General features: G+C 43.2%; 24 protein-coding genes. 2 read left to right on the top strand and 22 right to left on the bottom strand.

Annotated features, from left to right (window positions below; genetic code table 11):
* Positions 1-15: 15 nt before the first annotated feature.
* The 18 genes from nuoH to ABIE26_RS23160 form a co-directional block, all read right to left on the bottom strand.
* On the bottom strand, positions 16-1,053 hold the full coding sequence (gene nuoH, locus ABIE26_RS23245; RefSeq protein WP_310145862.1) for an NADH-quinone oxidoreductase subunit NuoH: 1,038 nt from the start codon (positions 1,051-1,053) through the stop codon (positions 16-18).
* Positions 1,053-2,057: a 2Fe-2S iron-sulfur cluster-binding protein gene (locus tag ABIE26_RS23240; protein WP_310145864.1), complete on the bottom strand. Its 1,005-nt coding sequence runs from the start codon at positions 2,055-2,057 to the stop codon at positions 1,053-1,055. The genes nuoH and ABIE26_RS23240 overlap by 1 nt, the downstream gene beginning before the upstream one ends.
* A gap of 19 nt (positions 2,058-2,076) precedes the next feature.
* Entirely contained in the window at positions 2,077-3,441 is a 1,365-nt protein-coding gene (gene nuoF, locus ABIE26_RS23235; protein WP_310145865.1) for an NADH-quinone oxidoreductase subunit NuoF, read from the bottom strand.
* Positions 3,441-3,953, bottom strand: coding sequence for an NADH-quinone oxidoreductase subunit NuoE family protein (locus ABIE26_RS23230; RefSeq protein ID WP_310145867.1), 513 nt, complete (start codon positions 3,951-3,953; stop codon positions 3,441-3,443). The genes nuoF and ABIE26_RS23230 overlap by 1 nt, the downstream gene beginning before the upstream one ends.
* The gene (locus tag ABIE26_RS23225) at positions 3,946-5,160 is read right to left on the bottom strand and encodes an NADH-quinone oxidoreductase subunit D (RefSeq protein WP_310145868.1); all 1,215 of its coding nucleotides are present in this window, start codon (positions 5,158-5,160) and stop codon (positions 3,946-3,948) included. The genes ABIE26_RS23230 and ABIE26_RS23225 overlap by 8 nt, the downstream gene beginning before the upstream one ends.
* A 6-nt stretch (positions 5,161-5,166) precedes the next feature.
* Positions 5,167-5,670, bottom strand: coding sequence for an NADH-quinone oxidoreductase subunit C (locus tag ABIE26_RS23220; RefSeq protein ID WP_310145869.1), 504 nt, complete (start codon positions 5,668-5,670; stop codon positions 5,167-5,169).
* Positions 5,670-6,212 carry an NADH-quinone oxidoreductase subunit B gene (locus tag ABIE26_RS23215; RefSeq protein ID WP_084238856.1) on the bottom strand — a complete coding sequence of 181 codons (543 nt, stop codon included), beginning with the start codon at positions 6,210-6,212 and terminating at the stop codon, positions 5,670-5,672. The genes ABIE26_RS23220 and ABIE26_RS23215 overlap by 1 nt, the downstream gene beginning before the upstream one ends.
* Before the next feature lie 106 nt (positions 6,213-6,318).
* Positions 6,319-6,690, bottom strand: a complete 372-nt coding sequence (locus ABIE26_RS23210) for an NADH-quinone oxidoreductase subunit A (RefSeq protein ID WP_310145871.1) — start codon at positions 6,688-6,690, stop codon at positions 6,319-6,321.
* A gap of 1,229 nt (positions 6,691-7,919) precedes the next feature.
* Positions 7,920-9,629: a tetratricopeptide repeat protein gene (locus ABIE26_RS23205; protein ID WP_310145872.1), complete on the bottom strand. Its 1,710-nt coding sequence runs from the start codon at positions 9,627-9,629 to the stop codon at positions 7,920-7,922.
* A gap of 72 nt (positions 9,630-9,701) precedes the next feature.
* Positions 9,702-10,610, bottom strand: coding sequence for a substrate-binding domain-containing protein (locus ABIE26_RS23200; protein WP_310145874.1), 909 nt, complete (start codon positions 10,608-10,610; stop codon positions 9,702-9,704).
* A gap of 40 nt (positions 10,611-10,650) precedes the next feature.
* Positions 10,651-10,878, bottom strand: a complete 228-nt coding sequence (locus ABIE26_RS23195; RefSeq protein ID WP_310145876.1) for a hypothetical protein — start codon at positions 10,876-10,878, stop codon at positions 10,651-10,653.
* Positions 10,879-10,880: 2 nt separating this feature from the next.
* Positions 10,881-11,702, bottom strand: coding sequence for an energy transducer TonB (locus tag ABIE26_RS23190; protein ID WP_310145877.1), 822 nt, complete (start codon positions 11,700-11,702; stop codon positions 10,881-10,883).
* Between the two features lie 31 nt (positions 11,703-11,733).
* Positions 11,734-12,273 (bottom strand): ExbD/TolR family protein, encoded by a 540-nt coding sequence (locus ABIE26_RS23185; protein ID WP_084238845.1) that lies wholly within the window; start codon positions 12,271-12,273, stop codon positions 11,734-11,736.
* 9 nt (positions 12,274-12,282) lie between these two features.
* The gene (locus tag ABIE26_RS23180; protein WP_310145878.1) at positions 12,283-12,900 is read right to left on the bottom strand and encodes an ExbD/TolR family protein; all 618 of its coding nucleotides are present in this window, start codon (positions 12,898-12,900) and stop codon (positions 12,283-12,285) included.
* A gap of 84 nt (positions 12,901-12,984) precedes the next feature.
* Entirely contained in the window at positions 12,985-13,824 is an 840-nt protein-coding gene (locus tag ABIE26_RS23175; RefSeq protein ID WP_310145879.1) for a MotA/TolQ/ExbB proton channel family protein, read from the bottom strand.
* A 273-nt stretch (positions 13,825-14,097) separates the two neighbouring features.
* Positions 14,098-15,705 (bottom strand): phosphoenolpyruvate carboxykinase (ATP), encoded by a 1,608-nt coding sequence (pckA, locus tag ABIE26_RS23170; RefSeq protein WP_310145880.1) that lies wholly within the window; start codon positions 15,703-15,705, stop codon positions 14,098-14,100.
* Between the two features lie 144 nt (positions 15,706-15,849).
* Positions 15,850-16,203, bottom strand: a complete 354-nt coding sequence (locus ABIE26_RS23165; protein ID WP_310145881.1) for a translation initiation factor — start codon at positions 16,201-16,203, stop codon at positions 15,850-15,852.
* Positions 16,193-17,083: a diacylglycerol/lipid kinase family protein gene (locus ABIE26_RS23160; RefSeq protein WP_310145883.1), complete on the bottom strand. Its 891-nt coding sequence runs from the start codon at positions 17,081-17,083 to the stop codon at positions 16,193-16,195. The genes ABIE26_RS23165 and ABIE26_RS23160 overlap by 11 nt, the downstream gene beginning before the upstream one ends.
* 233 nt (positions 17,084-17,316) lie before the next feature.
* Here ABIE26_RS23160 and metK point away from each other — a divergent pair, with 233 nt between their 5' ends.
* Positions 17,317-18,567, top strand: a complete 1,251-nt coding sequence (gene metK, locus ABIE26_RS23155; protein WP_310145885.1) for a methionine adenosyltransferase — start codon at positions 17,317-17,319, stop codon at positions 18,565-18,567.
* A gap of 320 nt (positions 18,568-18,887) precedes the next feature.
* Positions 18,888-19,235: a hypothetical protein gene (locus tag ABIE26_RS23150; RefSeq protein WP_084238832.1), complete on the top strand. Its 348-nt coding sequence runs from the start codon at positions 18,888-18,890 to the stop codon at positions 19,233-19,235.
* Between the two features lie 67 nt (positions 19,236-19,302).
* Here ABIE26_RS23150 and ABIE26_RS23145 read toward each other — a convergent pair whose 3' ends face one another.
* The 4 genes from ABIE26_RS23145 to ABIE26_RS23130 are packed head-to-tail and all read right to left on the bottom strand — an operon-like array spanning position 19,303 to position 26,506.
* A complete protein-coding gene (locus tag ABIE26_RS23145; protein ID WP_310145887.1) occupies positions 19,303-22,971 on the bottom strand; it encodes a glycosyl hydrolase in 3,669 nt (1,222 codons plus the stop codon).
* 25 nt (positions 22,972-22,996) lie between these two features.
* Positions 22,997-24,196, bottom strand: coding sequence for a glycoside hydrolase family 88 protein (locus ABIE26_RS23140; RefSeq protein ID WP_310145889.1), 1,200 nt, complete (start codon positions 24,194-24,196; stop codon positions 22,997-22,999).
* 7 nt (positions 24,197-24,203) lie between these two features.
* Positions 24,204-25,322: a DUF4998 domain-containing protein gene (locus ABIE26_RS23135; RefSeq protein WP_310145891.1), complete on the bottom strand. Its 1,119-nt coding sequence runs from the start codon at positions 25,320-25,322 to the stop codon at positions 24,204-24,206.
* Positions 25,323-25,339: 17 nt separating this feature from the next.
* Positions 25,340-26,506 carry a DUF5000 domain-containing lipoprotein gene (locus tag ABIE26_RS23130; protein ID WP_310145892.1) on the bottom strand — a complete coding sequence of 389 codons (1,167 nt, stop codon included), beginning with the start codon at positions 26,504-26,506 and terminating at the stop codon, positions 25,340-25,342.
* Positions 26,507-26,518: the final 12 nt, after the last annotated feature.

Genomic DNA, 26,518 nt, shown 5'->3' with positions numbered 1-26,518 from the left:
CCGCAGATGCGGGCCTTAAAACTTTTCAATTATTGCAATCACAATACCCGTGATCACGATGTTCGCTATCGCAAGTGGGATCAATGCTTTCCAACCCAGATGCATCAATTGGTCATAGCGGAAACGCGGAATGGTCCAGCGCACCCACATGAAGAAAAATATAAATGCAAATATTTTAATGAAGAAAACGAGTGTTCCGAAAAGCGGTGCCCAGGTTGGGCCTAACCATATGGCCATCTGGTCCATGCCCGGATAATTGTAACCACCAAAATATAGCGTGGCCATTACCGCCGAAGAAACGAACATATTGATGTATTCAGCAAAGAGGTAGAAACCCAGCTTCATAGACGAATATTCTGTATGATAGCCACCGATCAGCTCTGTTTCGCATTCCGGTAAATCGAAAGGCGCCCTGTTGGTCTCCGCAAAAGAACAAACCATAAACAGGATAAACCCAAGCGGCTGGTACAGTACGTTCCAGTGCCAGCCATGCTGCTGTTCCACAATTTCTTTTAAACTCAATGTATTGGTTACCAGGAGCAGTGCAATAATAGACAAGCCCATAGCAATTTCATAGCTGATGTTTTGGGAAGCGGCACGTATGGCACTCAGCAAAGAGTACTTATTGTTAGATGCCCATCCCCCAATCATTACACCATAAACACCCAAAGAGACTACACCAAAAATGTACAATAAGCCCACATTGATATCTGTTACCTGCAAAGGAATTACTTTATCGCCAATCGTAATCGGGCTTCCCCATGGAATCACCGCAGTACCGATACATGCAGTAAGCATGGCCAGTCCGGGCCCTACCATAAACAGCCATTTACTCGCATTTGAAGGAATGATCTCTTCCTTCATAAACATTTTCAAGCCATCCGCCAGGGGCTGGAACATCCCGGCTGGCCCCGCCCTGTCAGGCCCAAGCCTGTCCTGTAAAAAGGCTGCCACTTTTCTTTCTGCATAAGTAGAATACATGGCAATCAGTAAACTGATACCAAAAATGATAGCCACAAGTACAAATTTTTCTATTACAAAAGCTATATCCATTAGAATTTAGTGGTTTTTTCTAGTTCTACCTTGTTTGCGGCCTGGAGTTTAGGATTGGATTGTATTACCGGAAGCGGTTTTAAAGTCTCATAATGATTGGAAGCAATCACAGAAGTATCGCTGATATGGGTAGGGTGCTCTATTACCCAGTCGGCCGTTTTCTTCTTGTCAAATCTGCAGGTATTGCAGATGAATTCTTCCACCTCACCATAAATATCCTTACGTGCTGTTACCCTTAACACATCTTCTCCTTTATACCACAGGGTTACTTTACCACTGCAGGTAGGGCAATCCCTATGTGCATCAATAGGTTTGGTAAACCACACCCTGTTCTTAAACCGGAAAGTTTTATCAGTTAAGGCGCCAACCGGGCATACATCAATAACGTTACCCGAAAAATCATTGTCTACAGCAGTCTGGATATAAGTAGAGATCTCTGAGTGGTCACCTCTGTTCAGGATTCCATGAACCCTTTTATTGGTGATCTGATCGGCAGTAAATACACAACGATAGCACAAAATGCACCTGTTCATGTGCAGTTGTATCTTATCGCCTATATCTATACGCTCAAAAGTACGGCGTTCAAACTCGTATCTTGTTTTCTGTAAACCATGTTCATAGCCCAGGTTCTGCAGGTCGCACTCTCCGGCCTGGTCACACACCGGGCAATCCAGCGGGTGGTTAATCAACAACATTTCAACTACACCACTACGTGCCTCAAGCACTTCCGGTGAAGTAATGTTCATCACTTCCATCCCATCCATCACTGTTGTACGACAGGATGCAACCAGTTTGGGCATCGGACGCGGATCTTTTTCGGATCCCTTGCTCACCTTAACAATACAGGTACGGCATTTTCCGCCACTGCCTTCTAATTTAGAATAATAGCACATTGCAGGTGGTACAATATCTCCCCCAATCTGTCTTGCAGCATTCAGGATAGAGGTACCGGGCGCTACTTCTACTGTTATTCCGTCTATGGTTACCTTAACTTTATCACTCATTGTTAAAGATTGTCTGATGTTAATTCTCTGTAGTAACGGCTTTTGCAATCGGCTCAGCATAATTTGCCAGTCCGTAATTTGTAGTTAAGCTCTTCACCGGCTCATTTACATGCCATTCAAATTCATCCCTGAAATGCCTGATCGCACTGGCCACAGGCCAGGCAGCAGCATCACCAAGCGGACAAATTGTATTTCCTTCTATCTTTTTAGACACGTCAACCAGCAAATCAATATCGCTCATTTTGCCATGACCGTATTCTATTCTGTGCAGCACTTTCTCCATCCAGCCGGTTCCTTCACGACATGGCGAGCATTGTCCGCAACTCTCATGGTGGTAAAAACGCGAAAAGTTCCAGGTATTTCTAACGATGCACTGGTCTTCATCAAAAGCGATAAAACCACCCGATCCCATCATACTTCCGGTAGCAAAACCACCTTCCGACAATGATTCATAGCTCATCAATCTTGGCTCGCCATTAGCCAGTTTTAAGGTTAAATTGGCAGGCAATATAGGCACCGATGATCCTCCGGCAACAGTAGCTTTCAGGCGTTTGCCATTGGCGATACCTCCGCACCATTCCTCAGAATAGATAAATTCTTCAACCGGCAGCCCCAATTCTATCTCATATACGCCTGGTCTAACCAGGTTACCGGAAGCTGAAATTAATTTCGTTCCTGTACTGCGGCCAATACCGATCTTTGCATACTCGTCGCCCCCATCGTTAACAATAGGCACAACAGCGGCAATAGACTCTACGTTATTTACAACAGTAGGACAGCCATACAGTCCTGCAATTGCCGGGAAAGGCGGTTTGATCCTCGGATTCCCCCTTTTACCTTCCAGTGATTCCAGCAGGGCTGTTTCCTCACCACAGATATAGGCACCGCCTCCAGGCTGTACATACAGCTCCAGGTCGTAACCCGAGCCTAAAATATTTTTTCCCAGGAAACCGGCGTTCTTTGCTTCTGCTATTGCCTTTTCCAGGATACGGATCTGCGGCATCATTTCACCACGTACATAAATATAAGAGGTATTCGCACCCAGTGCAAAACTGGAAACAATCATCCCTTCTATCAATGCATGCGGAATATGCGTCATCAGATAACGGTCTTTAAACGTTCCCGGCTCAGATTCGTCGGCATTGCACACCAGATAACGCGGTACACCTTCAGGTTTAGCCAGGAAACTCCATTTCATTCCCGTAGGAAACCCTGCACCGCCCCTGCCGCGCAAACCGGACTTCTTTACCTCTTCTACTACTTCATCAGGAGTAAGGGTTTTCAATGCCTTTTCTACAGCACGGTACCCGCCTTTCTGGCGATAAACATCAAAAGTATTGATGCCTGGTACATTAATATGTTCTAATAACAGTTTACGTCCCATTATTTTCTGCGTAAATCTTCTATCAATTTGTCTACCTTATCCTCATCCAGGTTCTCATAAAATGTATATTCCGGCCCTATCTGTAAAACAGGTCCGTAACCACAGGCAGCCAGACATTCCACTCCTCTCCAACTAAACAAGCCGTCGGGGGTCACCTCATTCTCTTTCACGCCAAGCCTGTTTTCGATATGGCTCATCAGTTTTTCAGCACCAACCAAACAGCAAGGTCCGGTTCTGCAAACCTCAAGCATATACTTGCCCTGAGGTTTTAAAAAGTACATGGTATAAAATGAAGCCACTTCATATACTTCAATATCCTGAATGTCGAGGTACGCTGCAACTTTATTCATCGCATCAGTACTCAACCAGCCCAGTTCGGCCTGCACTTCATGCAAGATAGGCAGCAGGGCCGATTTTTGTCGTCCCTCCGGGTATCTTTTTACAATCTCATCAAACTTTGCTGTCAAAGCTGATGAAAATTCTACAGGTTGTTGTTCTTCTACTTTAAGCATCTAATTCTCCTGCAATAATATTCATGCTACTCATGTTGATAATGGCATCCGATAACAGCATGCCTTTACTCATGGGTGCAAACATTTGATAATTTATAAAACTAGGCCTCCTGAAATGCAAACGATAAGGCGTTCTCCCTCCGTCATTGATCAGGTAAAAACCAAGTTCACCATTACCACCTTCAACAGCGTGATAAACTTCGGCTTTTGGTGCATCAATCTCACCCATCACAATTTTAAAGTGATAGATCAGGGCCTCCATATTGTTGTACACTTCCTCTTTGGCAGGCAGGTAAAACTCAGGAACATCTGCATGAAAAATTCCTGCAGGCTCTTTTTTCAGTTTCTCCATTGCCTGCTCGATCAGGCGCACACTTTGCCACATTTCTTCATTACGTACCCGATAACGGTCGTAAATATCACCCGCTGTACCTACAGGAATTTCAAAATCAAAATCCTCATAAGAAGCGTAGGGCTCACTGACGCGTACATCATAATCTACGCCGGTAGCACGCAGTAAAGGACCAGACCAACTGTAATCCAAAGCCTGCTCCGGAGTTACACAGGCCACCCCTGAAGTACGGTCAATAAAGATCCTGTTTCTGTTCAGCAGGTTCTCAAATTCCCGCAAAGCTGCAGGGAACTCCTTTAAAAATTTATTGATCTTTGCAAAAGCGATGTCGTTAAAATCACGTTCAAAACCGCCTATCCGGCCAATATTGGTGGTAAGCCTTGCTCCGCAGATCTCTTCGTAAATTTCATAAATATGCTCCCTGAACTGGAACAAGTACAGGAAAGTAGTGGTTGCACCGGTATCCTGGGCAATAATCGTGTTGCAAATGATATGATCAGAAATGCGCGCCAACTCCATAATGATCACCCTCAGGTAATCTACACGCTTTGGCATCTGTATGTTCAGCAGTTTCTCTACTGTCATGTGCCAGCCCATGTTATTGATGGGTGATGAACAGTAGTTTAACCTGTCAGTAAGCGGGGTAATCTGGTAAAAAGGGCGGTGCTCTGCTATCTTTTCAAATGCACGGTGAATATACCCTATGGTAGAAACACCACTTACGATGCGCTCTCCGTCAAGCTGGATCACATTCTGAAAAACACCATGCGTTGCAGGGTGTGTTGGGCCCAGGTTAAGGGTAACCAATTCACTCTGCGGATCGTTATCTGTATATATTGGCTGATTGTGATTCATAATTACTTATCTACCAAAGTATTCGTCTTTTTTATCTACTCTGTTCGGATCTTCCAAAGGATATTGCTTCAGCATCGGATGAACACCAAGATCGTCCATATTCAGGATCCTTCTCAAATCAGGATGTCCTTCAAATTTTACACCGAACAGGTCATACGTTTCGCGTTCCATCCAGTTCGCGCCATTCCACAGCACTGTAGCTGTAGGGACTGTAGGATGCTGCTCGTCTATAAAAACTTTCACCCTTACCCTGATCCTGTTCATCATATTGTGCAGGTGATAAACCACCGCAATGCCATGTTTTTTTTCAGGATAATGTACTGCTGTAATGTCTGTAAGGAAACCAAAACGCGTAGTTTCATTTTCCTTCAGAAATCTTAACACCTCAATGATTACGTCTTTAGTGGTTTCAAAAGTAAGCAAACCATAAGGTTCATTCACATTGGTCACCTTGTCTCCAAATTTTGTGCTTAGCGACTCGATTACTGTCTGATTAGTTACTTCTGTCATTATAATATTCCGTATGAAGCCAACATTTCCTTGTACTGCTCAGAATTTCTTCTTCTTGACGATTCATTTTTAACCAGCTCCTGGATTTTACCAAAGCCATCCAGAATGGCTTCGGGTCTTGGAGGACAACCTGGCACATACACATCAACAGGGATAATTTCATCTATACCCTGTAATACAGAGTAAGTGTCAAATATCCCCCCGCTTGATGCACAGGCACCAACAGCCATTACCCAACGCGGCTCGGCCATCTGCAGGTAAACCTGTTTTAAAACAGGCGCCATCTTTTTCGCAATGGTCCCCATCACCATAAGCAAATCGGCCTGACGAGGCGAGAAACTTAAGCGTTCAGATCCAAAGCGACCAAAATCATAATGAGAACCCATTGTTGCCATAAATTCAATACCGCAACAAGACGTGGCAAATGGCAGAGGCCATAAGGAATGCGAGCGAGCCAAACCAATAACTTTGTCAAGGGAGGTTGCAAAAAAACCGGATCCTTCTATGCCTGGCGGCGCGTCTACTATATTGATGTCACTCATGATAAAAAACGAAAAAGGTTCATTCCTTTAAAGAATGAACCACAAATTTACAATTTTTTGAAGCAAAAGACCTACATCATCAGCATTTAGAAACGATCTAAATAGACTAATTCCAGTCCAGCGCCTTCTTTTTCAAAACGTATATAAAACCCAGTAAAAGGGTGCCCATAAACACAAACATTTCTATCATTCCGGTCATGCCCAACTCACGGAAATTCACCGCCCATGGGTACATAAAGATCACCTCCACATCAAACAATACGAAAAGGATGGCCACAAGGAAATACTTGATAGAGAAAGGCTGACGCGCATTACCAATCGTTTTTATCCCCGCTTCAAAAGTTTCCAGCTTGTCCTTGGTTTTCCGTTTGGGGCCTAAAAGATGTGTAGCAATCAGGGTGGTAACCACAAAACCTAAAGCAACAACAACTTGAAATATAATGGGTAAAAAATCTACAGGTACACTTTGCGTTTCCATTTGATAATAATTTGAGACAAAAATAAAACAAAAAGGCAGGATATACAAGCTTTGGCAAACCTGTTGCCATGTATAATAGATTATAATTAAAAATATTGTGTGTTAGCCGGCTTATAAATTTTGAGAGTGCCTTAATGATTAATACTTAAGCCACCCCAGAAGTTCATCTTAACATAAAGGATAAGCTAAAAAATGCCTAACCTTTATGTTAATCAATCTGTAATAGATTTATTCCAGGCTAAAATGAAGTTTGATGACCAAAAAAAGCTGAAGTCACAAACTTATGCAGAATTCATGCTCATTTTTTACAAGCATCGCCTACACCGGAAAAGTGCAGAATTTAAAACTGCCGCCCGGAAACATCGGCACGCATTCACTGCATGACTGTGGAGGACAATCAGCATTAGATTGACATGTCCCTGAATGACAGTCTCCACCTACTGTTAAATTACCTCCAATTACTTTCTTCAACTGACTTCTTGTTAACACCACACCAATCTGAGGAGAAGCATTTAAATTTGATTTTTTCATACTTTTACTTAGGATTATAGATATTAGACTTCGTAGCCCAATCACGCTTAGCTACTTTTAGCGACATGTATTTTACAACTTCATGTTGGTTATTTGAACTGTATCGTTGCAACTCAACAATTCATTTTGTATACAAGATCTTTAACTCAAAAGACACCCAATATCAGCTAACATGCTTGGCATCAATTGAGAGCAAGCATGGCAAAGTAAATAGACTTAAAATTGTCAAACACTCAGTAATATAATATTGAAAACAGGCAAGTAGCAAACTAGCTAAAGCAGCGATAATCAACACAGAATTCTGAAGTAAATCGTCTCCAGTGATTAGGATCAGCCCGCTATTTTCTTTATAGTAGGAACTAGTGGCTTCCAAGGTTCGAACATTCGAACCCTCATTAAGAAGAGTTGTTAGAACTGAAACAGTGTTTCTTTTATGAAATGGAGAGGATAAGAGCATCGAATAAAGTCTGGTTATTTAAAGCTATAAAAAAATGATTAAATAACAAAACAATTATACAAAGTATTCTTGAGTAGTCATGATCATGAAAGATTGATATTTTCTCTAAAAGCCTCTTCGTTAAATATATCAAAATGAAATAATTAACGGAGCCATATAACAACGGACAGGAAGATAAAAAAAGGCATCATTGCTATTTGCAATGATGCCCTAATAAAGTATTAAAAAGTTAATTAGACAGCTACTTTTTCTTAACCGGTGCTTTAGGAGCTGGAGAAGTCAACTCCTTCAATTTCGCAGGAGCAAAAGTACCAGCAGGGTTGGCGGCTATACTCTTGTTCAGATAATCAACTGCCTTAGCTTTATCCGAAGTGGCATAGAAACCAGCGAGATTATCATATGCCTCTGAAAGCTTTCTTGCGCTTGAGGCAGCAAGCTCTGGCTTATCTACAGTAACCTTTTTAATAAATGCTTCATAATGTGGCACCATTAACCCTTTAGGATTTGCCTCATCATCCATTAAGTTATTAATCCGTCCTCTGTATAAATAAGCATCCGCAGTTTCTGGAGCCAACTGCGCAACTTTCGCTATAGCTGAATCTGCTTTCACCAAAATATCCTTAGATGGCTTTGTCGGCGCATTCATTTTATTTGCATAATCAAAATAGTAAGCGAGGCCCTGATAGAAAAAGCTGTACAATACACCTTTTGCATTAGGAGCAGCCTTAGTTGCCTGCTCATAAATCTGCGCCGCTTTTCCATAGTTCTTTTGGTCGAAGTAGGACTTTGCTACTTCCGCAAGTGCGTCAGCGTAAGTTGAATCCAATTGCACCGCTTTGGTTAGTGTAATCGAAGCCAAGCTATCTTGCTTATTTTGCAGCTGCGCCTTACCCAGATACAGATAGTCTGAAGGCACTATACGGTTTTGGTCCTTTACCTTTGCAAAGAAATCATTCATAAACTGTAAAGCCTCAGGGTAATTCTTGTTCTCATAGGCTGAATAACCTCTCAACCTTAGAACTACCAAATTTTTCGAATCGTTCGGATTCATAGAAACTAAAGCAGCAGTTTCTTGTGCTAGTTTTTGATAATCTTTAGCATAAAACAAGATCTGTGCGTACCTGATTCTGGATTCGTACGACTTATCTGTTAACTCAAGATATTTTTCATAATATTGAATTGCCTCTGCATATTTTTTTGCAGAGTTTGCAGGATCGAAATCCGCCCATTGTCTATAAAGCTCAGCGAGTTCCCTGTAAGCAGGACCATAGTTGGCATCTTTGGCAATCGCCTCTTTCAAGCGCTCCTCCGATTCAGGAAAAGCCCTCGATTCTTTGTACATACGACCAATCTGAACAGGTGCCCTCAACAGATTTTCGTTGATGTTCATTGCTCTCATGTAATTCTGTAATGCTTCAGAATTTTTCTTTTGCAAGGCATAATAGTCACCCAATGCAACAAAAGTTTCCGCTTCTTTATCATTGGCATCCAGCTCTTCTGCTTTTTGTAAATAAGGCAATGCCGCCTCAAAATCAGGCTTATCTGTAGAGATATAAGCTTTTCCGATATACAATTGCGGGATATAATCTTTTTTAGAGGATACCTCTACGGCCTTCGCAAAATTTGTTTTTGCCGAAGCAGCATTATTTGACAGCAAATCTGCTTCTCCTAAACCGATATAATTCAGTGAATTTTTTGGATCTGCAGTTACTCCTTTGGTAAACACCGCACGTGCCGAATCTACGTAATCCATTTTAAGGTAAACCTCACCTAAACTATAGTAATTCTCGCCTTTACTGGCTTGCGAATTTACCAATGTTTTCAGCATCGAAGCCGCTTTCTGATATTGTTCGGCATCTATCGCCTTCTTCGCGTCGTTTAAGCTCTGAGCAAAAGAGGCAGAACCCATCACTACCAACCCTAAACCTAAGGTTATTGCTTTCTTTGTCATTTTCATGGTTCGTTTATTGATTTTAGTTCATATAAAGCACCGTTTACGTGCTTCATGGTTCAAATATAAAATTTAGTTCGTATTCTTAAAATTAAAATCTCTTGAAGTCAGTTTATGCGGACCTAGTCCGGATTTAAGTACAATCAATTGTCCCCTCTGGCTTACTAACCAGTTTGCAAAACCTGTGCCTAAACCATCTCTGCCCTGCGCATCAATGAAATATACATTTCTTAAAAACGGATAAATGCCGCTGATTAAATTCGCCTGAATAGGCTTATAAAAAGCATCATCCCCCTTTTTTCCTTTCAAATTCTTAATCCCCATCGGCTTTACTTTAGCCAGATCAACGGACATGCTGTCGTCGTTGGCCATCAGCCAGTTTACACCAAGCACACCGATCATCCCTTTATTTTTTGCAATATACTTAATTACATCATTATTTGTCTTTAAAGTATAAACGCCTTTTGCGGGAAGGGTATTTATACCTGCAAGGTCTTTAAAATATCTTAAAGTACTCGAATAAGCATTATCAAACACCAATTGTTTACCACTGCCCGAAGTACCCTTTAAAATATCTACAACCTCATTTACGGTAATATTTGAATCCGGGTTTTCTTTATTTGTAATTAAAGCGATCCCATCAATTGCAAATCTTGATGTTTTTGGTACAATACTCCGCTTTCTGTAGCTATTATCCTCATCTTTTGTCAGCATTCTAGACAAAACAATTACCCGGATGCTGTCGTTTAAAAAAGTAGGGATGATCTGCTGTTCATTCCCCTCTTTAATCTTAAACTCCGCATTTGTATAATCCGCCTTAAATACCTCAATCTGATCCGCAAGTACATTAGAAAAAGACTCATCTACCAGAATCTCTACGTTACCGGATGTACGTGTCTGTTCTACAGCATCTACCGGCTTTGGTTTCTGCTTGCAGGCAACAAATACGGTCAGTAAAAGGATAAACCCAAGGTTTTTCATTGAAATGATATTTTAATTTATTTGAGCAAAAGCGCAATCCCTATTCTTCAGCTTTCTGGTTCATTAAACGGACAAACCGTATAATCCCATACACGATTAGCAGGCATCCCAGCATGATCCTGTATTTGGGCTGAAATTCACTTAGCAGTCTGGTCCCAAAAATCAGCAAACTTCCCAGTACCATGTAAAAAAGAAACATGACCAGGCCTAAAATGAACAGAAATCGCTGTTGAGGCGATTTCTGTTTAAATGTTTCAAGATTAAACATTCTTAATTCGATAATGTAAAGCTGATTGGAATGTTGTATTTTACACGTACAGGCTTACCGTTCTGGATACCTGGAGTCCAACGCGGACTTTCCCTCAATACCCTGATGGCTTCCTCATCGGTACCACCACCAAGTTTTCTTTCCACTTTAATATCTGTCAATGAACCATTCTTCTCCACAACGAACGACATGAACACTTTACCCTGAATATTGTTCTCCTGAGCCATTGCAGGATACCTTACCGTTTTCTTCAGATAGGCATAGAATTTCTCCATACCACCCGGGAAGCTTGGTTGGGTTTCGATACTCACAAAGTCATAAACTTTGGTATCCTCTACAACTGCTGCCTGCTTAGGTCCGTCTCCTACAGGTCCGGCAATAACAATATCAGCATCAGGATCGCCGGCGACGGTTTTCTGACCTGGATCGGCTTTTTTCAAATCTTCAATCTGAACAGGCTCTTTATCTACCACCTCATTATCCGGTTTTACAATCGGAGGCGGGAATTTTACCTGGTCTTGTTTTGGTGGCGGAGGCTCAACCGGTGGCGGCGGAGGTGTCTCCGGGTTTACCGGTGGAGGTGGTGCAACCACTACCTCAACCTGTTTCACTACCTCATCTTCAGGCAGCTTGCCTTTGATCAAGCTAAAGATCTTAGGCGAGATGAATAACAGCACAAACGCAGTTGCCGATATCAATAATGCTCTTGTAGTAATTGAGGAACTTTCTTTGCGCAGCTCATAAGCCCCGTATTTCTTGTTCTTATTCGCAAATACTACGTCAAGCCATTCTGTTTTTAATAAATCTATCTTAGAACCAAACATAGCCTACTATTTAATATTGTCAATTATTTTATTATAAAATTCCACCTTGTTTCATGAAATCTTTTTCAGCATCAGTAATGTTCTCGTCATCAATTGCAGGCGCAGTGGTGATCTTTGTGATCGCCAACTCGTCCATAATATCAACAAAGTTCTTATAAGTTGCCCCGGAAGTAGGTTTGATCACCATAATGATCTGCCTGCCACCGGTAGCATCTGCTACCTTCTTTTTATTGTCAAGTATTGTTTTCCTGATGTCAGAAAAACTCTCAATATTAGGCGTTGATTTTCCTGCCTCGCCCATATACCATGCAACCTTATTGTTTTTACCCAACAAAATTGTCATCGTCTCAGATGCACGCAGTTCATTCCGCTCCTGGGAGTTATCGTCCTTATCAGGTTTTGCAATATCCATTGCTATCGGTTTCGATAGGGAGGTGGTTAACATAAAGAAGGTGATCAGCAAGAAGGCCAGATCCACCATGGCAGTTAAATCTACCTTGGTATTCGCTTTCTTGGTTCTTACTTTCCCGCCTTTTTTGCCACCCCCGCTGGAGGTATCTAATTCTGCCATGTTATATAATTATTGCGCTCCGCCTTCGGCAGACGTAATTAAACTAAATTTGTTAATTTTCTGCTTCTGAAGAATGTCAACTATCTTTTTAACAGTAGGATATTCTTCATTCGCATCACCCTTAATACTCACACGCATTGGTGTAGAATGTAATTCAGCAACTGAGTGACGGGATTGCATCAACCATTCAGCAAGTTGATTGTTGGTTGAATCAGCAGGTATCCCCGCTGCTGTTTCCTGAAACTTCTTCCGTTCATCACTGCTCATCGCAAGAAATTGTTTTAAATTCTGGATCGGAACCCCGAAAGATCCAACTACCCCAAAGCGTTTAACTTCTTCGTCTGTAAACTGGATGCCGTATTTCTCACCCATTTTAGGCAGGGTAGCCTTCCTGATGTCCTGTCCTACAATCTCATAAAACACCTTGCCTTTTCCAATGGATAATATACCCATATCCGTATCAGGAACTTTAAGTTTATAAGTTGACGAAGGAATAGTTACATCCAGAGGGTCAGGCTGACGTGCTGTCGCTGTTAATATAAAGAAAGTCAGCAATAAGAAAGACACGTCGCACATGGCGGTCATATCAATCGAAGTACTCTTTCTCTGAACCTTTGCTCTTGGCATAATTTTAAAAATTATTAATGTTTTTACTAATGATGTTTATTCTTCCGGTTTTCCATAAAGCCGGTAAAAAAAATTCATTATTTTTTATTTATGCGTACTAGCGTAAGTCTGGATGATGCTGAAACCTGCTTCATCAATTGCATAAGTTAACTTATCAATTTTAGAAGTAAGGATGTTGTACATGATAATTGCGAATGTTGAAGTACCGATACCAGTAGCTGTGTTAATCAGGGCCTCAGAAATACCAGTTGCCAAAGCAGCCTGATCCGGAGCACCTGAGTTGGCCAAACCACCGAAGGCCTTGATCATACCTGTTACTGTACCCAACAGACCTGTCAATGTACCTACTGAAACCAAAGTAGCAATTACGGTTAAGTTTTGCTCTAACATCGGCATCTCTAAAGTAGTTGCCTCTTCAATGTCTTTCTGGATAGCTAAACATTTCTGATCTGTATCCATATTCGGCTCAACTTCCATCTCGCGGTATTTTTTCAAACCGGATTTGATAACGTTTGCAACAGAACCTTGTTGTTTGTCACACTCAGCCATAGCAGCTTCAATGTTGTTTGAATTTAACAGTGACTGGATTTTTTTAACGAAAGAATCCAATCCGCTTTTGCCTGTAGCTTTGCTGATCACGATCATACGCTCAATAGAGAACACGATTACCATCAGGAACATACCCAAAAGTACAGGCACGATAAATCCGCCTTTGTAAGCCATACCCATATAGTTACCTACTTTCGGTAAGGTTTCGTGCAAATCAGGATCAGCGCCATCTATAAAGTTACCTCTGTCACCGAAAATGAATTTGTAAACACAGATTCCGATAATGATACAAATAGGAATTGTTAACGTTGCGAATAAATTTGAAGCTGACGAGCTCTCTTTCTTTACTGTTGTAGGTTTTGGTGCGTTTGCCATTTTTTTTTAGTTTTTTAGTTTTTAGTACTTTGTTTTTTAAAATTAGATTAAATATTCCGTAATACACACAACGACCATTATAAACAATTGTTGTAACAACAAAATTATAATTTTGATTTTAATTCCAAATTAAATAATCGTTAGTCTATTCCCCGAGTATTTCCCCTCACGTATTAGTTATAATTAAAAAAGATTGCCTCGGTGGGGAGACAATCTTTCGCAATTAAAACTAAAAAAAAAATGAAATGCAAATTTTTCGTAAAAAAAATGCTATTAATGTGTGTTTTCAACAACTTTAGGCAGGGATGCCAGCATTTCTTCGCTCGCATCAGCTTCAAACTGTTTAAAGTTATTTATAAATGCTACCGCAAGTTCGTTGGCTTTCTGGTCGTATTCCCTCGCATCAGTCCAGGTATTCCTTGGGTTTAATATTTCGGCAGGAACACCAGGACAACTCAACGGCATCTGCAGTCCAAATACAGGATCAGCTTCGAAAGCTATATTTTCGAACTCACCGTGCAGTGCGGCAGTAATCATAGCGCGGGTATAGGCCAGCTTCATACGGTTTCCTACACCATACGCACCACCACTCCAGCCAGTATTGACCAGCCATACATTAACCTGGTGTTTACGCATTTTCTCTCCCAGCAAACTGGCATAACGTGTAGGATGCAAAGGCAAAAATGCCTTTCCAAAGCAGGCAGAGAAAGTAAGCTGAGGTTCTGTAACGCCCGCCTCAGTTCCGGCAACCTTTGCCGTATAACCCGAAACAAAATGGAACATTGCCTGCCCTGCGCTCAGTCTGGAGATAGGGGGTAATACGCCAAAAGCATCGGCAGTTAAAAAGAAAATATTTTTTGGCATTCCGGCAATCGACGGAATAATGGCATTGTCGATATAATGAATCGGATAAGCCACCCTTGTATTCTCTGTTTTATCGATATTCGAAAAATCAACAGTATGTGTCCCCGGAAAATAGTTGATATTTTCCAGTAATGATCCAAATTTAATGGCATTAAAAATCTGAGGCTCTTTTTCAGCAGTAAGATCTACACATTTTGCATAGCAGCCGCCCTCAAAGTTAAAAACACTGTTTTCGCTCCAGCCATGTTCATCGTCGCCAATCAGGCCACGTTCAGGATCAGCAGAAAGCGTGGTTTTCCCGGTGCCCGACAATCCAAAGAAAATCGCAGTATCCCCGTCTTTGCCTACATTAGCAGAACAGTGCATAGATAAAGTGTCCCTTTGCTCGGGTAAAACAAAATTAAGTACAGAGAATATTCCTTTTTTGATCTCACCTGTATAACCTGAGCCGCCAATGATGATCATTTTCCTGGTAAAATTCAGGATCGAGAAATTCGACTGCCGGGTGCCATCCACTTGCGGGTCTGCCAGGAACGACGGCGCCGCAATGATCGTCCACTCCGGCCTTAAAGACAACTCCTCTGCTGATGCAGGCCGCAAAAACAGGTTATTTGCAAAAAGATTCTGATAGGCCGTTTCGGTTACTACCCTGATGGTGGTTTTATACTGCTCATCTGCACAGGCATAAGCATCCCTTACATAAAAATCATTTTTGTTCATGTAAGTGGTGATCTTCTCAAAAAGTGAGTCGAATCTTGCCGGGTCAAACTTGATGTTAATGTCTCCCCACCAAACTGTATTTTCAGTAATAGCGTCACAAACAATAAACCTGTCTTTAGGCGAACGACCGGTAAATCTTCCCGTATCAATTGCCAGCGCCCCGGTATCGGCAAGTGTGCCTTCTCCGTTTTTCAAGGCCTCTTCAACCAATTCTGCTACATTAAGCTGATACAATGCCCTATCCGAATTTAAATTCAGATAACTCAAATCAGGCTTAAGCATAAAAGCTTTGCTCATAAATAAATAAGTTAGTCCGGCAAAGTTATACAGATTAAAAGGGAAAAAATATGATTTTGCCCGAAAAATTTACTTATTGTCGCCGATACACTAACATTTAAATCGCTTATTATCAATAATTTAAAACGATTTCATATCCGGGTTTTAACCGCCAGATTTTTTCACTTTATAGCCCTCTTTCTGGAGCAGCAGTAATACTTTGTCCCTGAAGTCACCCTGTATTAAAATCTCTCCGTCCTTGGTGGATCCACCTACCCCGCATTTACTCTTCAGCATTTTGCCAAGTTTATCCAGCGCAGCATCAGTCCCGATAAAGCCGGCAACCAATGTTACAGCTTTCCCTCCACGGTTCTTGCGGTCCAGCATTACCCTCAGGTCCTGCTGGTTATTGGCAAGTTCTTCAGCAGGGGCCGCATTCTCCTCTTCATAAATAAAAGAAGGATCGGTAGAATACATAATCCCCCCAAAATCATTCAGTGTTTTCTTTTTAGCCTTCATAATCAGGTGTAATGATGTTCAGCGACAAAGGTTTAACCGACACAGCGATTTCCCGGCCCATAAAAAAAGGTTCCCCATCTATATGTATCGCATCGTCCTTTGGTCTGCTGATGTGTATATTTTTTCCTTTTATGATCTCCACCAGGTTTGAATTGTCTGTTTTTGAGTTCAACATTTCATAAGCCAGCACGGGCAGTTTATACATCGGAAACTCCTTAACAATACAAACATCCAGCAAGCCATCCGTAACGGAAGCGGTTGGCGCAATGTGGGCATTGTTGCCATACTGCGATGAATTGGCAACACTGATCACAAATGCAGTCCTTACATACTCCTTTCCGTCAATTGTAATCCGATAGGTTTGCGGCTTATAGCTCAGCACTTCACGAAGCCCCAGCTTTAAATAGCCGCTCAGGCCACGGCCTTTATTCCCCGCAAATACGGAACTGATATGGGCGTCAAAGCCCATTCCCGCCATGTTAAAAAAATGTTTGTCATTAAATGTTGCCGTATCAATCTGCTTAACCCGGCAATTGTTGATCGTTTTAATAGCTTTTATTGTGTTCATGGGGATCCTCAGAAACCTCGCCAGGCCATTCCCCGATCCGAAAGGCAAAACACCAAGTATTTTGTTTTGCTGTACCACTTTAGTACCCACTTCGTTTATCGTTCCATCGCCCCCAACAGCTACAATGATGTCAAAATTTTTATTTGCGGCCTCCTCTGCTATTTCAGAAGCATGACCAATATATTCAGTAAAAGCAAAATTTGGATTAAATTTCTGCCGGTCTAAATTTGCGTCAATCAACCCGGGGATCCTGAGCTTGTCCTTTCCGCCGGATATTGGATTGATGATAAATAAGATATTTGATTTTGACAAGGCCTTTCCCGGTTAATTAGCCTACAAAATAATCGATATTTTTTGACTATTTAAATATATAATGTAATTTCGCGGCACTAAAGTGGACTGATTTGCGATGCTATGTAAAAATAGCGGGATTGCAACCACGTAAAAAAAAGTGCTAACCTGTCATACACTTCATTTTACCGCCTGTTGATACAGGGTCATCTTCCATTTTAATAATTGTTTACTCTTTAAATTAATTATTTAAAATGTCGTATTTATTTACATCAGAATCTGTTTCGGAAGGCCATCCAGATAAGATAGCCGATCAGATCTCAGACGCCCTTATTGATAACTTTCTGGCCTTTGATGCCGAATCTAAAGTAGCCTGTGAAACCCTGGTAACTACCGGTCAGGTGATTTTAGCTGGTGAAGTAAAATCTACTACTTACCTGGATGTACAGCAGATTGCCCGCGAGGTGATCCGCAAGATCGGTTACACCAAAAGTGAGTATATGTTTGAAGCGAATTCCTGCGGTATCCTTTCGGCCATCCATGAGCAAAGCCAGGACATTAACCAGGGTGTAGACCGCTCCAGCAAAGAAGAGCAGGGTGCCGGCGACCAGGGCATGATGTTTGGCTACGCCACCAATGAAACCGAAAACTATATGCCGCTGGCATTAGACCTTTCCCATACCCTGTTACAGGAACTGGCCATCTTAAGGCGCGAAAACAAGGAGATCACCTATTTACGCCCGGATGCCAAATCTCAGGTAACCCTGGAATATTCAGACGACAACAAACCTGTCCGCATTGATGCCATCGTAATTTCTACCCAGCATGACGATTTTGATGAAGAAGCCAAAATGCTGGCCAAGATCAAAAAAGACCTGGTAGAGATCCTGATCCCGCGCATCATTGCCAAATACCCTCAATACGCCCATCTGTTTAACGATAAGATCCAGTACCACATCAACCCTACCGGCAAGTTCGTGATCGGAGGGCCGCATGGCGATACCGGTTTAACTGGTCGTAAGATCATTGTAGATACTTATGGCGGTAAAGGTGCCCATGGTGGTGGTGCTTTCTCCGGAAAAGACCCAAGCAAGGTAGACCGTTCTGCGGCTTACGCTACCCGTCACATTGCCAAAAACCTGGTTGCTGCCGGTGTTGCAGACGAGATCCTGGTACAGGTGAGTTATGCCATTGGCGTAGCACAACCTATGGGTATCTATATCAATACCTACGGTACCGCCAAAGTGAACAAAACCGATGGAGAGATTGCCAGGATCGTTGAAGGTATATTTGACATGCGCCCTTATTTCATTGAACAGCGCCTGAAACTGAGGAACCCGATTTACAGTGAAACTGCTGCTTATGGTCACATGGGCCGCAAACCAGAGACAGTAACCAAGGTTTTCAGGTCGCCTAACGGCGAAGAAAAATCAGTTACAGTTGACCTGTTCACCTGGGAGAAACTTGATTTCGTAGACAAAGTAAAAGCCGCTTTTGCTTTGTAGAAAATAGTCACGCTGATAAAAAGCCTTTCTGCATAACAGAGAGGCTTTTTTTTGGCTCTCCAGTTGGAATTTACCTGTAAAGCAGCCGGGTTTTGAATTAGTTTCGTTTTGGGTTTATACAATGTTTATACAATACTTAAACATTCTTTATACATTCTTTAAACAATTTAAAATTGTATAAAGAATGTTTTAAAAATGTTCATTTATTGAATTAAACTAAAAGGAAACTTGAACACATTCCAACCCGGGACCTGGATTAAAGCAATCTGGGCTAAAACTATTTCCCGCTCCTGCTGTTCTATTATAAAAAAACAGAAACCATGGAACATCCTATAGAAATGAACACATTGAGCCAGATTTTAGAAAAGCTGAGAACTAAGGGGCTGGACAACGAAATTAAAATGACCGACCATGGCAAAATGCAGGGAGTTGGTGTCAATAAAATCTATAATCCGGAAGACCTGACGATTATAAAAACATATCGTTTTGAAGGGGATTCTGACCCGGGTGATAATTCTGTACTTTATTTATTGGAAGATAAAGATGGGCAGATTGGCTATATCCTGGATGCCTATGGCATGTACACTTCACAGGAAAATGCTGGTTTTGACGATTTCCTAAAAAAAATACCTACGGCCGATCGTGATCTTCAGGAGCTATTGAGTTAGCTCCCTTCAACAATGTAAAAGCTTGCGTAAAAATAATCACACAAGCTTTTACATTTACCCCTCCATTTTATTGCCCAAGTTCAAGTATAACCGGGCCAATCAGTCCGGCCCTTGGATTTCCCCGATAGGCAGATGGGATGGTCTGGTAATGGTTAGACAAGGTGCTGTATACCAAAACCTCCAGCTGGTTGTCTCCTGCTTTCAGAAATTTACTGATGTCTGCTTTATAAGGCGGGGACATCATTGTGGCCACTTCCTTTCCATTCACTTTGAGGGCACAGGTGGCGACCACTTCGCCCAGATCAAGAGAGATCTTTTTCCTCAGTTGTGCTTCGCTGAGGGTTAAAGTTTTCCGGTAATACAAACCACCGGAGTAATGCCGCATTTGTCCGGTCAATGCCCAGTCGCCAGCTTCCAATAAGCCGGTATGGCAGAATAGCTTTATAGGAAAAGGAAATACGGCCACATCCTGGATGCCAGGCTGGGTCTCGATCTGCATGGCCACCTCAGCTTCCTTTTCGTGTTTAACAGGCAAATCTACCTGGTAGGTGTTTAAACCTGCTTCAGTCTTCAGCAGTCTGACGTATTTCTCTTCCAGTTGTTTCCCCTCTATCCAAATGGCAGGTTTTTTACCAAAAATAGCCATTTCCATCTTTTCCAGACCTGGCGCGGATTTAAAACGGTAACAATAAGCTTGGTTTTCACCTTTGGCAGGATCAAACCGGAGATGCGATGTCTGGTACCAGCGCATGGCCAGTATACTGGAGTAAGGGGAAACTTTTTCCGGAAGCGGGTCTGCGGCTGGTAAAAATACAATTGCGCTTCTTGGGCGTTCATCTCGGGAGTTCGGGCCCCTCTTGTATCCTTTTTTAGGGATCCTGGCATAAGCGACCAAAACAGCGTGCCACCCTTTACTTAGTTTAAGCTTAGTATCTTTTAAAACTTTACCATCCACATAAAAGCGGTCGGGCAGCCGTTCACCCAGCTCAACATGGTACAGTTGCTCCTGGGGGGCATAAACATAGGTTTTAAAAAGGTGATCACCAGCCCCGTCCAGAATAAGGAAGCCATCGTTTACCCTCGCCTTTAGTCCATGGTAACCCTGTGGCCCCGGGTGGTCCCATACGCCAAAACGCCAACTGAACCGATAAGGTTTCCAGCCATTAAGCTTTTCATGAAGCGCCTGTTCAACTAAAGCCTCAAAATTATTGGAGGTGGAATCCAGCAGCCACTGCATCTGGTAGCCGTAATCATAAATCCCTTCCTGCCAGTTGTTATCGGCAAAAAACTTCGCAGTCCAGTCGCGGGAAGCATTCGCCCTGGCACTGAATTTAAAGGTCCGGGCCTCAGTACTGATCATCCCTTCAAAAGCCGGCAAGCGGAAATCCCCCCACTTGTTGTTCATCGTGGGGAGAAATTCTATTTTCCAATCTCCTTTAAGCTGAATCCGGTCGGCAACTACAGTTTGAGCCTGTTTTTTGTTTTCGACAACAGGTTCTCCTGGAGAGAAGACTATAATGGAAGAATTGGTATAGCCTGCGTCCGAGCGAATATAAGTTCCTTCGGTTGTCTGCTTTACAACAGGTAAAATTTTAGTTCCCCCTGTTTTGGCATCCCATAATTCGGGGCGCCCCTGTGCCCGGTAAAAAACTACGTTGCCAGGTTTTACATTCATGGTCATGTACAGGTCTTTGTTCCCTACCCTGCGGTGCAATACCTTACCGCCGCCTTCACCCGGAATAAAATCCGGTGTAATGTGCTCCGCCACCAAGGCAGCAATATTCAGCGTATCGGCAAGCAACCCCTTACCACCGGCTGCGTTCTGACGAATGCCTGCTTTTTTGCCAGCTTCCTGTTCCCTGGCCGTCAGGCCAAAGATTTCCTTTACAAGGGCATCAACCTCCGGATCGTTACTGCCTTTGCGCGTGCTGGCCATAGGTAAGCTACCTGTAGCCACTACTATTCCCCCTTTACGGTAAAAATTTAATGCCTGCTGCAGTGCTTCATAATGCATTGCCTTCATATCAGGCAGGATCAGTACTTTATAAGACATATCTGAGACTTTCAGTGATTTATCGCTGATCTCTGTTTTAAGGAGCGATCGGTAATCCATAAAATCATAATCCAGGCCGGCATTGCTCAGTGTTTTTGCGGTGGCAAAACTCACATCTGGCCTGCTGCCAGGGAAAGCCTGCATAGGCTCGGTAGGATACATCAGGGCAATATCACTAACATGGGTGCCCTGGCTCATCAGGTAACTCAGGCGCTCGCCATATTCCAGCCATTTTTTCATGTGCGGCCAGTAGGGCATACGGTAGTGAAAATCTGGCGGTGCCCATTCCCACCATCCTCCATGTGTGGTGTAATAGAGCCCATGCATACAGATGAGGTTGCCCCCCGCTATAAAATGATGATCGAGCTGCTCGGTCAGCCATTCACCACTACTGCCCCAGCCCATACTGTGAAAAGCCTCGAGCCATGTGCGCGGGCGCTTGTATAGGTGTGCAACAGAGCTGGAAACCTTAGTTTGGATAAACGAAGAACCCCTGGCGGGGGCATCATTGCCTGGTGCGGTGTACCAGCTTTCTACCCTAAAATAATCTACATAATTGAGCGGTTCCAACCCTCTGTCCAGATTATCTGAGCCATAAATAAGGCCACGGCTCGCATGCCAGTTGTAAACGGGTTTAAAATATCTTTCTTCTGCCAGTTCCATCAGCACATCGGCATAGTCCATCCGTATTTTCGGGGTAATGGCCCCGATATCTTCTTTTAATGCTGGAAGATAGGGTAGCACATCATAGCCTTTTATGCGGCTGAACTGCGCAGCAAAATCTTCCGACCAGGTATTCATGTTGAATGGGATAAAAAGTTCATCCTGGAAGAAGTAATTCATACCCTTTCTCCCTTGTGGGTCCATTTTATCTTCAAACCGCTGGAAATAATGCTTTACCAGTTCTTTACCATGATCGGGGTGCAACATATAATTGTTTGCAGCTACGATGGTATATACTTTCCAGTCGCCGCTGCCCGGGGCTTTAAATGCTATGCTTCCATTTTTAACTTTTGCCTTCAGGTCAACAAATACAGACTTGCCTTTTACAGCATTAACCGGCCAGGCTGTGAGGCTGACCAGATCTGGCGGAAGCAGTTTTTTTAGGGAGCCCCCCGCCTTTACCGTATCGATCTTTATAACCAGTGTGCCTTTATAGGATTTGAATTTATCCAGGTCCCGGACCTCATCAGTGGAATACCCATTGCCTACCCAGCCAATAGTATAGTCGTCGAGACCAACGGCCATACCCCTTTTAGCTGCTTCACCAGAAAACCAGTTCCATATCTTCCACCATTCATCAGAATACACAGCGGGCTTACCGGGTTCTGTCCGTCCGTACAATCCGTAGCCCATTTTTTTGTTTAACTCGGCGTCTGCTCCTTTAGGGTCGGTATGCAGATAACTCACTGCAAAACCATCTGTAGCAGATTCCTTAAGGATGTCAAGCTGCTCAGTTAAACGGGCGCGCGAGAGGGTATCTCCGTTCCACCAGAAGAAAGGGACATTTCCATAGCCCCTGGGTGGATTGGTAAAACCGGGACGCACATCGAAATTCGCAGCCCTTGAAGGATAGCCACTAAACTTTGTATCGTGCGGCACGCCATTTTTTTTCTGTGCATATCCACTCATCAGGGGAAATGCTGCAGCAAGCAAAAAGACTATTCTGGTTAAACGTTTCATGATATTTCATTTTAAATGAAGCAGGTTAATCTGCATAACTTTTGTATCGTTTCATGGCTTCCAGGTAATAGTAATCGCCGTAAGTAAGCGGCACATCAACTTCCGACCTTTTGGGCATATGCCCTACACCATGTTTAAGGATAAACCCCCCATTGCTCCCTTCGGCAGCTGTATACCGGTCAGAAGACAATGTCTCGATTATTTTTTCTGCAGTATTGAAAAAGGTTTTTGCATTTTGGCCCTTATTGTAACCGCAAAGCTCCAGTAGCGCCGAGGCAATGATCGCTCCCGCAGAAGCATCCCTTAATGCCGTTGGAATATCAGGGGCATTAAAATCCCAGTAAGGCACTTTGTCTTCCGGAAGGTTTTTCAGGATAAATGCAGCAATATGATTGGCCTGATCCAGGTATTTATGGTCTTTGGTTTCACGATACATCAGGGTATAGCCATATAGTCCCCATGCTTGCCCACGTGTCCAGGCCGATTCATCAGCATAGCCCTGATCTGTCCTTTTCTGCTGTACAGCGCCGGTTTTTGGATGGTAGTTGAGCACATGATAAGAGCTGTAATCTGACCGGAAATGGTTTTTCATGGTGGTATTGGCATGGGTTACCGCTATGTTATAATAGCTGGAATCCCCGGTCTCGCGCGTTGCCCAGAAAAGCAGTTCCAGGTTCATCATATTATCAATGATGACCAGGAACTCATCCGGCCTGGCATCCCATGACTGTATGCAACCCACTTTAGGGTTAAAACGGCTGGCCAGGGATTTTGCACTTGCGATGAGCACATCTTTGTAACCAGGTTGCGGGCTAATGGCATTTGCCTGTCCAAAGCTACAATACATCATAAAGCCAAGATCGTGCGTTGTCCTGTTATTTTTCTCTTTTTCAAGTAGCTTTAATATGCGCCGCGTTTCATCCAATAGCAGGCGGTCATTGGTCTGCTCGTAAATGTATAAGAGCGAACCGGGGTAAAAGCCGCTTACCCACCAATCGGAATTACAGGCTTCAAACTTTCCTGTAAGGGGATAATAGGTTTTTGGGAACTGTCCGGGCGGCAGGTTTTTCATCAGCAAATGGTACTGTCTGCCCGCACTGGCAAAGTTACTGTCAATCCGAACGAGCAGTGACGGATCTGACTCAAAGTCTTTTTTCTGCGATGCGCAGCCCATCAGGAGTATGGATAACAGCAGATAGCAGACCTTGTATAGTTTACATTTCATGATCATATTATTTAACGGTTACATTTACTTCTCCCAGAATGACATAAGTTTGCGGACCACTAACAGCAACAATTTTAAGGTAACGGAGCTGTGCTGAACCGGGAAGGGCATAAATTTGTTCGTTATTGGTTAACCGGTCGAAATTATAAGTGCCCAGGTCGTTCCATGTGGTATTGTTTGTGCTTCCAAAAAATTGCACCACATTAGGTCCCCGCTCATCGGGTGCGGTTTGCACCCAGCGCCAAAGGCTTACTGTTTTCACAGTTCTGGCTGCGCCCAGATCAACAGTAATGTGATGCGGGTATTTTGAAGTGCTGGCCAGGGTAAGCCAACGTGTGGCAGGATTCCCATCAATCATGTTTGCCGGGATGCTTACGTTATTGGCATCGGGATTTTGTGAAGAAAAATCGATCACCTTCCATTCTGTTTTGTTAAGTAAAAAACTCTCTACCAGCTGATCAGCAGCATAAAGCGGATCTATTGCAACAGGACTTAAATGCTGGGTCCTTAACTTATAGCTGGTTTCCAGCTTATAGTCGGTCAGTTGCAGCAACGAGACTCCGGGTAAAACCGTGACGGTTTTTGAAGCCCCGGAGGTACTGATATATTCCACTTCTGATTTGACAATGGTGCTGCCGGGCAAGTTGGGTTCAAACTGAATCGTGAGCACATTGGCCAGGTTAATTGTTGACGACAATACCACACGGTTTAGCAATGTAGAGCGGTAGCGCTCGCCAAATACATTTCCCGATACCTCAACCGGAACTGATACATGACCATCTTTATCGAATGTTTTGATGGTGAAGCTGTAATAATCTTCTGAAAGATTGGAGATGGTATGGCTGATCACCTCCTGGTTTGCCGCAACAGGAACTTCTACTGAATCCGTAAAATTATTCCAATAAATCCTCGCCCTGACCACTTTTGGATCGGTGCCGCGCAGCCAGGAGATCTGTACGCGGTTATATCCTGATTTGAGGCTTGGTGCTGTAGCTTTTCCCGGGTAGATGATGCCATTGGGCACCACATACTGATCGTAGGTGCTGTCCATTCTTTTACAGGCGGAGGGCACAGAAAGCATAAAAATGCCAGGCAGTACGATTGATAAATATATTCTGATTTTCATTTTCTGACTGTTTTAATTTATAGTTTGCCCCAAAAAGTGATTTCCGCCAGGGTAACCTGTCCGGTTCCGCCCCAGGTTTCCAGGGTTTTAAAGCGCAGGTAGCGATAAGCCGGTGGTGTATCCGGCATTTCAAAATCTTCACCATTGGTGAAACCGTAAGCTTCATCTTCCTTGGTTACTCCTACGCTGCCCGAAGGTTTAAAAGAGTCGAATTTACCGATGAGTGTCCAGGAAGCCCAGCTACCGTCGAGGGCAGGTGCATTGGAACCATACAATTCAAACACTTTTACATTGGCGCCGGTATAGGTATAGGGCGGTGTGCGCTGGTGCATTTTCATTCGGCTCAGTACCACAGGAATTTTAAGGTCGACCGTGAACCACTGTGGAATAGGGGAGTTGTTTGCAGATGCATAGATGCTCAGGTTAACCAGCCCATCCCATATGTTGGCAAGTACATTTGGTGCAAGGGCAGCCTGATCGGTTGGCAGGGCGTACATGGCAAAGGGTTTGGGAACACGCTGCTCAAACAATGGTGTAAGGTCCTTTACAATGGCTTGCGATTTATTTCCCCAGCGATCGCGCAGGTAAACAGAGAATTTTTTAGGGGTAGCCGTAAGCCCCCGAACGGAATAAGATCCCGCAGCAGATTTGGTATAAAATGTTTGCAGGGGCCTAAGCAGTCCACTTCCGGAGGTATCGGCATCAATTACTATGGCAAGGCTGGCCTGCAGTTCATTTTTGACCCTCACTTTTACCCCACCAAAACCTGGCTCAATACTCAGGTCGTTAAACGCGAGGGCGACAGGTGGAGGGAGGGGTTTGATCTTAACAATAACCGGGGCTGATTCCTTTTCGTTTTTGCCTACACTATAGATTTTGACGTCATACTCCCTGGTATCGCCAAAACCTTCAAGTTTGAGTGTATCGGTATAAACCGAGGATTTGGTTTCTTTAAACACACCAGGCTGGATTTCGTATACCGCCTTCAGGTACGCCAGGTTAACATCTGCATTTAACCGGTAAATTATATTTGCCCCGCCGGGGGTGTTTTCCGGCTTAAAGTCTGTTACCTGTGCAGGCGCGGGTGCATTGGCATCGTGGTGATCCAGTCTCGGATCTTCTTTGCAGCTTTGCAAACCTGCCGCTATAACAAAGCCAATAATGAAGTATGCTATTTTTTTCATAACAATGCTATT

Origin of the sequence: Pedobacter africanus (assembly GCF_040548825.1) — a bacterium.
GTDB lineage: Bacteria > Bacteroidota > Bacteroidia > Sphingobacteriales > Sphingobacteriaceae > Pedobacter > Pedobacter africanus_A.
The sequence above is the reverse complement of the archived record's forward strand: the minus strand, read 5'-3'. Positions and strand labels throughout refer to the sequence as shown.

Bases quoted from the DNA above. Each gene is read 5' to 3' on its own strand.
- ABIE26_RS23140 (WP_310145889.1), bottom strand. From the start codon at position 24,196: ATGAAATGTAAACTATACAAGGTCTGCTATCTGCTGTTATCCATACTC.
- ABIE26_RS23145 (WP_310145887.1), bottom strand. From the start codon at position 22,971: ATGAAACGTTTAACCAGAATAGTCTTTTTGCTTGCTGCAGCATTTCCC.
- ABIE26_RS23150 (WP_084238832.1), top strand. From the start codon at position 18,888: ATGGAACATCCTATAGAAATGAACACATTGAGCCAGATTTTAGAAAAG.
- ABIE26_RS23135 (WP_310145891.1), bottom strand. From the start codon at position 25,322: ATGAAAATCAGAATATATTTATCAATCGTACTGCCTGGCATTTTTATG.
- nuoH (WP_310145862.1), bottom strand. From the start codon at position 1,053: ATGGATATAGCTTTTGTAATAGAAAAATTTGTACTTGTGGCTATCATT.
- ABIE26_RS23225 (WP_310145868.1), bottom strand. From the start codon at position 5,160: ATGAATCACAATCAGCCAATATATACAGATAACGATCCGCAGAGTGAA.
- ABIE26_RS23230 (WP_310145867.1), bottom strand. From the start codon at position 3,953: ATGCTTAAAGTAGAAGAACAACAACCTGTAGAATTTTCATCAGCTTTG.
- ABIE26_RS23190 (WP_310145877.1), bottom strand. From the start codon at position 11,702: ATGTTTGGTTCTAAGATAGATTTATTAAAAACAGAATGGCTTGACGTA.
- metK (WP_310145885.1), top strand. From the start codon at position 17,317: ATGTCGTATTTATTTACATCAGAATCTGTTTCGGAAGGCCATCCAGAT.
- ABIE26_RS23175 (WP_310145879.1), bottom strand. From the start codon at position 13,824: ATGGCAAACGCACCAAAACCTACAACAGTAAAGAAAGAGAGCTCGTCA.
- nuoF (WP_310145865.1), bottom strand. From the start codon at position 3,441: ATGGGACGTAAACTGTTATTAGAACATATTAATGTACCAGGCATCAAT.
- ABIE26_RS23200 (WP_310145874.1), bottom strand. From the start codon at position 10,610: ATGAAAAACCTTGGGTTTATCCTTTTACTGACCGTATTTGTTGCCTGC.
- ABIE26_RS23185 (WP_084238845.1), bottom strand. From the start codon at position 12,273: ATGGCAGAATTAGATACCTCCAGCGGGGGTGGCAAAAAAGGCGGGAAA.
- ABIE26_RS23240 (WP_310145864.1), bottom strand. From the start codon at position 2,057: ATGAGTGATAAAGTTAAGGTAACCATAGACGGAATAACAGTAGAAGTA.
- ABIE26_RS23205 (WP_310145872.1), bottom strand. From the start codon at position 9,629: ATGACAAAGAAAGCAATAACCTTAGGTTTAGGGTTGGTAGTGATGGGT.
- ABIE26_RS23215 (WP_084238856.1), bottom strand. From the start codon at position 6,212: ATGAGTGACATCAATATAGTAGACGCGCCGCCAGGCATAGAAGGATCC.
- ABIE26_RS23165 (WP_310145881.1), bottom strand. From the start codon at position 16,203: ATGAAGGCTAAAAAGAAAACACTGAATGATTTTGGGGGGATTATGTAT.
- ABIE26_RS23130 (WP_310145892.1), bottom strand. From the start codon at position 26,506: ATGAAAAAAATAGCATACTTCATTATTGGCTTTGTTATAGCGGCAGGT.
- ABIE26_RS23195 (WP_310145876.1), bottom strand. From the start codon at position 10,878: ATGTTTAATCTTGAAACATTTAAACAGAAATCGCCTCAACAGCGATTT.
- pckA (WP_310145880.1), bottom strand. From the start codon at position 15,705: ATGAGCAAAGCTTTTATGCTTAAGCCTGATTTGAGTTATCTGAATTTA.
- ABIE26_RS23180 (WP_310145878.1), bottom strand. From the start codon at position 12,900: ATGCCAAGAGCAAAGGTTCAGAGAAAGAGTACTTCGATTGATATGACC.
- ABIE26_RS23220 (WP_310145869.1), bottom strand. From the start codon at position 5,670: ATGACAGAAGTAACTAATCAGACAGTAATCGAGTCGCTAAGCACAAAA.
- ABIE26_RS23210 (WP_310145871.1), bottom strand. From the start codon at position 6,690: ATGGAAACGCAAAGTGTACCTGTAGATTTTTTACCCATTATATTTCAA.